This is a genomic window from Promicromonospora sp. NPDC060204 (assembly GCF_042728455.1).
Lineage (GTDB): Bacteria > Actinomycetota > Actinomycetes > Actinomycetales > Cellulomonadaceae > Promicromonospora.
This window is the reverse complement of sequence record NZ_JBHWZO010000024.1, coordinates 28,015-37,998: the sequence shown is the minus strand read 5'-3', so window position 1 is coordinate 37,998 and position 9,984 is coordinate 28,015. Positions and strand designations below refer to the sequence as shown.

The 9,984-nt window shown below is 72.1% G+C and carries 8 protein-coding genes and 1 tRNA gene; 2 read left to right on the top strand and 7 right to left on the bottom strand.

Features of this window, described 5'->3' with window-relative positions; all coding sequences use genetic code 11:
• Positions 1–38 precede the first annotated feature (38 nt).
• The 5 genes from ACFWEJ_RS05565 to ACFWEJ_RS05545 form a co-directional block, all read right to left on the bottom strand.
• Positions 39–123, bottom strand: a tRNA-Ser gene (locus tag ACFWEJ_RS05565).
• 117 nt (positions 124–240) lie between these two features.
• A complete protein-coding gene (locus ACFWEJ_RS05560; RefSeq protein WP_377228209.1) occupies positions 241–960 on the bottom strand; it encodes an ATP/GTP-binding protein in 720 nt (239 codons plus the stop codon).
• Between the two features lie 91 nt (positions 961–1,051).
• The gene (locus ACFWEJ_RS05555) at positions 1,052–1,462 is read right to left on the bottom strand and encodes a DUF742 domain-containing protein (protein WP_020017526.1); all 411 of its coding nucleotides are present in this window, start codon (positions 1,460–1,462) and stop codon (positions 1,052–1,054) included.
• 10 nt (positions 1,463–1,472) lie between these two features.
• Positions 1,473–1,922 carry a roadblock/LC7 domain-containing protein gene (locus ACFWEJ_RS05550; RefSeq protein ID WP_020017525.1) on the bottom strand — a complete coding sequence of 150 codons (450 nt, stop codon included), beginning with the start codon at positions 1,920–1,922 and terminating at the stop codon, positions 1,473–1,475.
• A gap of 36 nt (positions 1,923–1,958) precedes the next feature.
• On the bottom strand, positions 1,959–6,107 hold the full coding sequence (locus ACFWEJ_RS05545; RefSeq protein WP_377228208.1) for an ATP-binding protein: 4,149 nt from the start codon (positions 6,105–6,107) through the stop codon (positions 1,959–1,961).
• 142 nt (positions 6,108–6,249) lie between these two features.
• Here ACFWEJ_RS05545 and ACFWEJ_RS05540 point away from each other — a divergent pair, with 142 nt between their 5' ends.
• Both ACFWEJ_RS05540 and ACFWEJ_RS05535 read left to right on the top strand, forming a co-directional pair.
• Positions 6,250–7,227 (top strand): NAD(P)H-quinone oxidoreductase, encoded by a 978-nt coding sequence (locus tag ACFWEJ_RS05540; protein ID WP_377228207.1) that lies wholly within the window; start codon positions 6,250–6,252, stop codon positions 7,225–7,227.
• Between the two features lie 94 nt (positions 7,228–7,321).
• The gene (locus ACFWEJ_RS05535) at positions 7,322–7,954 is read left to right on the top strand and encodes a bacterial proteasome activator family protein (protein WP_377228206.1); all 633 of its coding nucleotides are present in this window, start codon (positions 7,322–7,324) and stop codon (positions 7,952–7,954) included.
• Between the two features lie 63 nt (positions 7,955–8,017).
• On the opposite strand, the gene ACFWEJ_RS05530 is transcribed toward ACFWEJ_RS05535, so the two are convergent.
• Positions 8,018–9,139: a hypothetical protein gene (locus tag ACFWEJ_RS05530; RefSeq protein ID WP_377228205.1), complete on the bottom strand. Its 1,122-nt coding sequence runs from the start codon at positions 9,137–9,139 to the stop codon at positions 8,018–8,020.
• A 120-nt stretch (positions 9,140–9,259) separates the two neighbouring features.
• The gene (dcd, locus tag ACFWEJ_RS05525) at positions 9,260–9,835 is read right to left on the bottom strand and encodes a dCTP deaminase (protein ID WP_377228204.1); all 576 of its coding nucleotides are present in this window, start codon (positions 9,833–9,835) and stop codon (positions 9,260–9,262) included.
• Positions 9,836–9,984 lie beyond the last annotated feature (149 nt).

The window sequence follows — 9,984 nt, the reverse complement described above, 5'->3', positions numbered from 1 at the left end:
CCGGATCCACTGGATCCCGGCCGTCGTCCTGTGCCCTGCGGAGGGCGAGGGATTCGAACCCCCGGTGCGTTGCCGCACAACGGTTTTCAAGACCGTCACATTAGGCCGCTCTGTCAGCCCTCCTCGCGCCGTTCACCCCCGCAGGGGGCCGGCGCGGCCCCACAGTCTAACGTCCGGCAGGACAGCGACGGCGGGCCGCCCCCAGGGTGGCCCGCCGTCCGCGAAGTGCTGGAGAGCGACTCAGCCCTGCGCCTGCGCGCCGGAGCGGAGCTGGCGCATCGCGAGCTGGACCAGCGCGATCAGCGTCTGCTTGGTCGCCGCACGCGAACGCGCGTCCGTGTAGAGCATCGGCACGTGCGAGGGGATCTGCAGCGCCTCGCGCACGTCCTCGAGCCGGTGCTTGGCCACGCCGTCGAAGCAGTTCACGCCCACGACGAACGGGATGTTGCGCGACTCGAAGTAGTCGATGGCCGGGAAGCACTGCTCCAGGCGGTCCGTGTCGACCAGGACGACGGCACCGATCGCACCGCGCACCAGGTCGTCCCACATGAAGAGGAAGCGGTCCTGGCCCGGGGTGCCGAACAGGTACAGCCACAGGTTGCCCGGCAGCTCGACGCGGCCGAAGTCCATGGCCACCGTGGTGGTGGTCTTGCGGTCGGTCACGCCACCGGCGTCGTCCACGCCGACCGAGTGCTCCGTCATGGCAGCCTCGGTGTTCAGCGGCTCCACGTCGGAGATCGAGCCGATGAACGTGGTCTTGCCCACCGCGAAGCCACCGGCGACGACGATCTTGACGACGGTCGGCGCGGTGCGCTCGGCCGCGGGCTGCGCACCCGGGGCAGCCTGCGCGCCGGCGTTGGCCGCCGGCGCCTGCTGCATCACCGGCGGCGCGGGCTGAGCCTGCGCCGGACGGGACGCCTGAGCGGTGGGCGCCGCGGCGCCACCGCCGCCACCCAGCACGCTCTGGCGCGCGGGCGCGTTCGAGGAAGCGGTCGCAGTGCCGGCGTTACCCGACACCGGGGCCCAGTTGGGACCGCTGCGGGCCCCGCCGTCAGAGGGCGGAAATGCCATTAAGAACACTCTCCAAGACGCTCAGCGACAGGCCCGAGTTCGAGCTGCCGTGGCCTGTGTGGACGTTAACCGGTGTCGAGGTGTGCACGGTGACGTGCCCTTCCTCCTGCATGTCCGCCACAAGGATCCGGACGACACCCAGGGGCAGCCGCAGAAGGGCCGAGAGCTCGGCGATCGACACGTACGTGTGCGCGGCGTGCTGGAGGATCGCGCGCTTCTCGGGAGGCAGTCCGAAACTGCTGACTGCCCCGGGAAGAACCTCCACGAGGGCCTCGAGCGGCAGGTCGGACAGTTCCGACCGCACCCGGCCTCCGGTGACCGCATAGGGGCGCACGGTGGACGTCTCACGGACGTCCCCCTGCCCCTGGGAACCGAAAGGTGCGTACGTCATGGTCGAGTCCTCATCCCACGCTGGCGGCTCGGGTCTGCCCATCGACCGGGAGGCTGCCACGCATCTCCGAGATGAGCTGCGGCGTGAGGGTGGCCTCGGTGCGCGACACCAGGAGAGCCATCTCGTAGCCGATGAGGCCGATGTCGCACGTGGCCTCCGCGACGACGCCGAGCACGGACCCGTTCGAGACGTTCATCAGGAAGAGGAAGCCGTTGTCCATCTCGATGATCGCCTGACGGACGTTACCGCCGTTGAGCTGCCGAGAAGCTCCACGCGTGAGGCTTGACATACCGGAGACGATCGCCGCGAGCTGGTCGCCGCTGGTGCGGTCGAGCTGGTCGGACATCGCCATGAGCAGTCCGTCTGCCGACACGACGAGCGTGTGCCGACTGCCGGGAACGGTACGCACGAAGTTGTCGAGCAGCCAACCGAAATTGGTTGCTTCGGTGCTGAGGGTCACTCTGTTCCTCCTAGTCAGAATCCACAGACGCGCTTGTCACCGCGACTGCGGCGCTGAGTCAGGGACATGATTCACGGTCGAGGGTGCCCACGTCGAGTCCCCACCGCCGTTCTTGCCGTTCTCGTGCTCCGAATTGCCCTCGTCCACGGACTCCGACCGGCCACGCGCGGTGGCCGACTGGAACGCCGAGAGACGTGAGCGAAGCTGCTCGGGATCACGGTCGATGCGAGCCGAGAGCCGCTCGACAGCTGGGTCCGCACCGGTGCCGGAGGCACCGCGGGTACGGCGGGTCAGCCCACCACTGGCAACCTCGGTATTGACGGCTGCCGGACGGTACGAGTCGTTCTCTTTCACATCATCTTCCTGATAAGCCCCTCGACGGAGAAGGCTCGTCATCTCCTCGTAGAGCACTGCCGAGGCGGTCCATTCCGACCGTGCCTCCACCGAGTCACGCACGTACTCGGGGTCTAGGGGGTCCTTCCCGTCGCCGTCGGTCCCGGCAGCTCGCTTGGCGAGCGGGGCCGGCGAACCGTACGACGGGTCGTACACGGCGCCCGTCGGGTACGGCTCGCTGAACTCGCGGGCGGGAGGCTCGAAGGCCTGCTGCTCGAAGGCCTGCTGCACGTCCGCCACGGGCACGGCCTGGGTGGCCGGTGCCGACGCGAAGGAGGTGGGCACGCGCTCGGGGGCCGGAGCCACCGGGGCGGGAGCCGCCGGGGCCGGAGCGAGCGGAGCGGCGGCCGCGCGAGGCGCCGCGTCCACGAACGGGTTGGTGCCGGGGGCGGGGGCCGGAGCCTGCGCCTGCGCGGCGGGCAGGGGGACGGTGCCACCCGCGGGCGGGGCCGGCAGAGCCGGCAGCGCCGACGTCAGCGACTCCTGGACCGCCTTCTGGTAGCCCTCCTGGTAACCCCGCTGGTACGTCGGGTCCGCGACGGGAACCTCCGGTGCCTGCGCCGGGAAGGCCCCGGTCAGCGGAGCGGGGTTGCCCTGGGGCGGACCGCTCGGTGCCTGGAAGTTCTGCGCCGGGAGGTTCTGGGTCGGGAAGTTCTGCGTGGCGAAGCCCTGCGCCTGGAAGCCCTGCGTCGGGAAGCCCTGCGTCTCGACGTTCGGGGCGGGCACGACCGGGGCGCCGAAGGTCGGCGGACCGGCCACGGGGCTCGCGACGGTCTGGATCGGACGCGACGCCGGACGCTGCTCCTGGGGCTGGTAGGCCCGCAGCTCGCCGGTGGCGGGCTGACCCGGGCGGCGGCCGAACAGGCCCCGCTTCTGGGCCGGCTTACCCTGCTGGGCGCCCGAGGCCGTCGAACGACGGCTCGGGAGGTCCGCCATGAGCTCCTCGAACGCGGGCAGCGCCTCGAACGACGAGTCGGGGCCCTCCGGGGCCTCCGCCCCGAAGCCCTGGGACTGCGGCTCGTCCTGGAACCCGCCGAACCGCTCGGGCTGCACGCCGAAGCTCTGCGCCGGAGCAGGAGCCGCAGGAGGCCTGCCACCGCCCGCCGCCGGGAACCGCATCACGTCGGTGTCGGACATGCCGGGCAGTGCCGCCGGGTCCTGCGTGATCGGGTCGAGCTGGAGCGACTGGGTGCTGCCCTCGACGGGATCGATCGTGTTCAGCGAGCGGAAGCTCGAGAACAGCGCGCTGCGCTGGTCCACGTCGACCGCGGCCGGCGTGGTGTCCTCGAAGACCGGGGCCACCGGCTCGACCGGCTGCTGGGCACGCTGGCGGCTCGGGAGCGAGCTGCCCTCGGACACGTTCGACGGCGGGGCCCAGGCGTTGTCGTCGGCCTGGTAGCCCTGCGGGAGCGACGGGGTCTGGATCTCCGGCAGCACGATCGAGCCGGTCGGCGTCGTCTCCGCGACCGGGAGGGCCGCCGTCGAGCTACGACGCCGGGCCAGGCCGAGCGCCGTCGTGCCGTCGGTGAGGGCGTTCAGGTCGACCGGCTGCGCGACCGGGGCCGGCTGGGCCGCGAACGCGGCCGCCGCGATCTGCGACGTACCGGTCGGGACCGGCATGCCGCCCTGCTGCGGCACGGACGTGGTGGCCGGGGCCGCCGCCGTCACGGCCGGCGAACCGAAGCCGCTGGTGGGCGCACCCGCGCCCCGCATCGCGCCCGTACCCGGGCCGGTGGCGATGCCGCCGTTGAACTGCGAGGCGGCCGCCTGCGTGTTGGCCTCCAGCGGGTCGGTCGGCATGGGCAGCGGCATCGCGTTGTCCGGCATGAACAGCACCGCCGGGAAGCGGACCGTCACCTCGGTACCCGTACCGCCCTCGCCTGGGCCGAACGCCACCTGGGCGCCGAGGCGGTCCGAGAGGCGGCCGACCACGTAGAGGCCGAGGCGCTGGGCGCCCACGGCGTCCGACGCGGCGTGGCTGAGAACCTTGCGGTTCGCCTCCGCGACCTCCTGCGGGTTCATCCCGAGGCCGTGGTCGCGGACCACGACGGTGACGAACTGCTCGTCACGGGCCGTGGTGACCTCGACCGGCGTGTGCGGCTCGGAGAACATGGTCGCGTTCTCGAGGAGCTCGGCCAGCAGGTGCGCCGCGTTCAGCGCGTTGTGGCCCAGCATCATCGGGTCGACGACGAGGTTCAGGCGGACCCGGTCGTACAGCTCGATCTCGGACGACGCGGTACGGATGACGTCGGAGACCGGCATCGGCTGGCGGACGCGACGACCGGAGTCGATGCCCGCGAGGACGAGCAGGGACTCCGCGTTGCGCCGCATCCGGGTCGCGAGGTGGTCGAGGCGGAACAGGTTCGACAGCGTCGAGGGGTCCTCCTCGGACCGCTCGAGGTCGTCGAGGAACGCGAGCTGCCGGTTCAGGAGCACCTGGTCACGGCGGGCCACGTTGACGAACATCTCGGCGATCGACCCACGGAGGGCGGCCTGTTCGCGGGCGACGTCGATGGTTGTCCTGTTGACGTCGTTGAACGCCGCGGCGAGCTGGCCGATCTCGTCCGAGGACTCGACGGTGATCGGGTCGAGGTCGATGCTCGGCCCCTGGCCGGGCACCGACACCTGCTCCACCAGCGTGGGGAGGCGGTCACGGACCACGCCGGCCGCCTGGGTCAGGCGGCGCAGCGGGGAGACCAGGCGACGGGCGATGACGAGGGCCATGATGACCGAGAAGCCGAGGGCCGCGATCGCGACGCCACCGGTGAGGTAGGCGCGGTTCGCGGCGACGTCGGCACGCTCCTGGGCGAAGCCCGCGGTGTCCTCGCGGACGGCGTCGCGGACGATGCGGCTCTCCTCGACCCACTTCGCGGACTCGCCCTGGAACGCGTCGGCCTGGGCCGGCTGGATCGCCGTGAGGTCACCGCGTGCGACGTAGCCGCGCACGGTGCCGTAAACGCCGTCCATGCCCGGCACCTGGTACTCGCCGGGGATGCGGTCGAAGAGGTCCTGCGTGCTGTCCCACTCGCGGTCACCCAGGTTCACCAGGTCGGCGGCGCGGAGCGCCAGGGACCTGGCGGCGGCCTCGTGCTGCGGGTGGTTCGCCACGACGCCGAGCGTCAGGCCGACGATGGGGCGCTCGTAGGTGTTGGTCAGCATGAGCTGGTCGATCGAGTGGTACGCCTCGAGGCGGGTACCCAGGTCGCGGTCCTCAGAGGTGTCCGCGATGGCGTCCATCACCTCGAGGGCGCCGTCGATGTACGTCCCGTAGGCGTCGGTCGCGACCTGCTCGGTGAGCCGGCCCTCGGCGACCTTCTTCTGCACGTCGGTGATGGCCGCGCGGTCCTCGATGGTCTGCGTGACCGCGTCCTTGACGCGCTGGTCCAGCATCGAGATGTCGATGTCCAGCAGCTCGTCGTCACGGGCGTCGAGGGCCGTGATCGTCTGCGCCTGGGCGGCCGGGGCGGACCACTTCGGGTTGCCGTCCTTGTCCATGACCTGCTTGCCGTCTTCCCCGATCTCCGGGGTTCCGCGCAGCAGGGCGACGCGGGCCTGGTCACCCGTCGCGCTGCTGTCGATCATCGCGACGATGTTGTACGCCCGCTCCTGCGCGAACGCCGTGCCTGCCTGGTCCTGGTACTCGAGCGCTGCGACGAGATCAGCGGTCTGCTGCGCGCGCATCGCGTCGGCCACAGAGAGGCCGATGATGTACGCCGCAGCGATGACCAGGACGACGGCAGGCGTGACCAGTGTCGCAAGAACTTTCCCGCGCACTCCCAACCTGCGGAACATGCGTACCTCTCTCCATCACTGATCCGGAAGGGGTGGCGTGCGTGGTGCCCGCCGAACACCCCTCGGTGCTGCGTACAAGTTACCGGCACCCGGTTTCCGCTGGCGACCTTCGTGAGGCCACACGGAAGTAGGCTTCATCGATGTGCGAGCCGTCACGATATCCGGACCGGGGCCATCAGGGAAACTCTCCATTTCATCCCTGAACCACCCGAATGCTGGCCAAAGCGACGTGGTGATCACCGTCGCCGCCGCCGGAGTGAACCGTGCTGACCTGCTACAACGGGCCGGATACTACCCCCCTCCGGCGAATGCCCCGGACTGGCCGGGTCTTGAGATATCCGGAACTGTGAAGCGTGTCGGACACGGCGTGTCGCGCTGGCGCGCCGGGGACCGGGTCGTCGCGCTGCTGGAGGGCGGCGGATACGCGGAGGAGGTCGCGGTCCGGGAGACCCAGGTGCTCCCGGTGCCGGACGGCATCGACCTGGTCGACGCCGCGGCCCTGCCCGAGGCCGCGTGCACGGTCTGGAACAACCTCGTCGACGTCGGCCGGCTGCGCCCCGGCGAGTGGGTGCTGGTCCACGGCGGCTCCGGCGGCATCGGCAGCATCGCGATCCAGGTCGCCAAGGCGCTCGGCGCCCACGTCGCCACGACGGCGGGCGGCCCGGAGCGCGCGGCACGGTGCGCCGAGCTCGGCGCCGACGTCGTCGTCGACCACCGGCAGGAGGACTTCGTCGAGGCGGTCCGCTCCGCCACGGACGGCCGCGGGGCCGACGTCGTGCTCGACCTGCTCGGCGGGGGCGCCCTGGGCGACAACGTCCGCGTGCTGGCCCGCGGCGGCCGCCTCGTCGTCATCGGGATGCAGCAGGGGCGGCGCGGCGAGCTGGACCTCAGCGCGCTCCTCTCCCGGCTCGGCACGATCTCCGGGACCATGCTCCGGTCGCGCCCTCCCGAGGAGAAGGCGCGCATCGTCGCCGATACCGAACAACACCTGTGGCCACTGTTCGCCTCAGGCCAGGTCCGGCCGGTGATTCACGCTCGCATCCCGTTCGCGGAAGCGCAGTCGGCACACGATCTGCTGGAGTCGGGAGAGGCATTCGGCAAAGTGCTCCTGGTCCCCTGATCAACGCGTGCCTATATATAGGCATGGCCGACAATTTCGTTCCCCACCCGGTAATGCAATGCAGGCGACCGCCGATTCGGGCAAGACTGGACCCATGAACGACGAGCGAGCCACCCCCCAGTCCGCCGAGCGACCCGACGACCGCCGCGACCAGACCCATGCCGCGCACCCTCAGGTGGTGACGCCCGACGGCGCGGCCGTGCCGCCGGAGCGCGAGCCCGAGGGCGCCGGCGACGAGCGCGAGGTCGACGAGGCCGAGGCCGTCGTGGGCCAGGTCGAGGAGCCGGCCAAGGTCATGCGCATCGGCGGCATGATCAAGCGGCTGCTCGACGAGGTGCGGGACGCCCCGCTCGACGAGGCCGCCCGGACCCGCCTCGCCGAGATCCACGAGCGCTCGATCCACGAGCTCGAGGACGGGCTCTCCCCCGACCTGGTCGACGAGCTGCACCGCATCACGCTGCCGTTCTCGGACGACTCCGCGCCGTCCGACGCGGAGCTGCGCGTGGCGCAGGCGCAGCTGGTGGGCTGGCTCGAGGGCCTGTTCCACGGCATCCAGACGGCGCTCGTCGCGCAGCAGATGGCGGCGCAGGCGCAGCTCTCGCAGATGCGCCGCGCGCTGCCGCCCGGAACCGGCGCCTTCGGCCCGGCCGGCCCCGGCGGGCCCACCCTGCCCGGCGCCTCGGACGACGAGTCGGGCGAGCGCCGGACCCCCGGCCAGTACCTCTGACCTCCGCCGTTGCCTCCGGGACGCGACCCCCGGAGGCAGCGCGGCGGGTAAAGGCCGGGGCGCCTACAGGTCGACCGGGTCCACGAGGAAGCCGTCCTCGTCGGCGATCTCGCCGCCGGCAGCGCCGTGGATCGCGCTCGCGAGCCGGGCCACCAGCTCCGCGGCGCGCTTGCGGGCGATCCGCAGCTCCATGTTGGGGAACTCCCGCTGGGACTCCACGAGGTCCTGCGGCTCCCAGTGCACCCAGTAGCAGACCGCCCCCTGCTCGGCCCACGGCAGGCCGCGCAGCAGCCGCGGCAGCTTCTCCTCGCCGCTGATCTCGACCGAGACGATGCCGTCGACGCCGAGCTCCACCACCAGGCCGTACCCGTCCAGCACGCGCGGGCCGGTGAGCGCCTTGATGTCGTACTCGTCGGCGGCCGCGTGCAGCTTCTTGCGCAGCTCCGGGTCCATGGTCTCGCCCCGGTAGAGCGGCTTGTCGGCGATGCCGTCGGGCGGCCCGCCCCACTCCTTGCCGTCCATGTGCAGCCGGGCACGCGGGTGCACCTTCTGCAGGATGGCGTGCGCGGCCTGCGGGTCGAGCCAGACGTCGGAGTAGACGGTCATGTCGATCGCAGCCCCGGCGTCAGGGGTCAGCACGACGCCAGCGCCCGGCCGCGTCGTCGGACCGTCCGGGGCGGTGTCCCAGAGGCCGCCTACGTCCAGGCGGAGGGAGCCGCCGAGGCGTCGCGCGACGGCGACCAGCCACTCGATCAGACGGCGCTCCTCGCGCTCGGGCATGGCGGCGGCGAACGCCCGCCCGACGCCGTCGCGGTCACCCGCGGGGAACGGCGGCTCGCCGCGCTCCCGGTGGCAGACGATGTCGAAGGCCAGCTCGGCGCCCGGCGGCACGCCGAGGTCGAAGCCGTCGCCCACGGGCTGGTATGGCCCGTTCATCACCGCGTGCCGCGAGACCCGCAGCACGCCCGGCTCCCGGCCCTGGGCGCGGCGGCCCTGCGGAGCGCCGGCCACGTTGCCCGGGAGGATCCCGGCCGGGACCACGTCCCAGCGGGTGGCGGAGAACCGGGAGAGCGCGAGGACCTCGATCTCGTCCAGCTCCACGTCACCGGGCACGGTCAGCACGTGCCGGGCCTGGTGCGCCTGCGCAACCGTGCGCGGCAGGAGAGGAAGCTGGGGAGCGGCCATCGGGGTCCCTTCTCGGTCCGGGTGCCCGGTCCGCGCCGGGCATCCGGAGCCTACCTCCCGGCGAACGCCCGTCGGGGCGCCCGGCGGGACTGCCCGGGGGCCTCGACCGTCAGGCCCCGCTCACACCGTCGTGCGGTGGAAGTTCTGCGAGGAGCGGGACGCCGTCGGGCCGCGCTGGCCCTGGTAGCGGGATCCGTACAGGTCCGACCCGTACGGGTGCTCGGAGGCCGACGAGAGCCGGAAGAAGCAGAGCTGGCCGATCTTCATGCCCGGCCACAGCTTGATCGGCAGCGTCGCGACGTTGCTCAGCTCCAGCGTCACGTGCCCGCTGAACCCGGGGTCGATGAAGCCGGCCGTCGAGTGCGTCAGCAGGCCGAGCCGGCCGAGGGAGGACTTGCCCTCCAGGCGGGCCGCGACGTCGTCGGGCAGCGTGACCGCCTCGAAGGTGCTGCCGAGCACGAACTCCCCCGGGTGCAGCACGAAGGCCTCACCGTTGTCGGCCTCCACGAGCCGGGTCAGCTCGGGCTGGTCCGTCGCGGGGTCGATGAAGGGGTACTTGTGGTTGTCGAACAGCCGGAAGAACTTGTCGAGGCGCACGTCGATGCTCGACGGCTGCAGCATCGACGCGTCGTACGGGTCGAGGACGACACGGTCGGCCTCGAGCTCGGCACGGATATCGCGGTCGGAGAGGAGCACCCGGATACGGTACTGGGCGGCGGGGGGGGGCGCCGCCCCCGCCCGGGGCGGCGCCCGCCCCGCCCGGGCCCCCCCCCCCCCCCCGCGGCGCCCCCCGGCCCCTGGCCCCGAACGTGGTGGCCGAGCTGCGCGAGCGCTACCACCTGGAC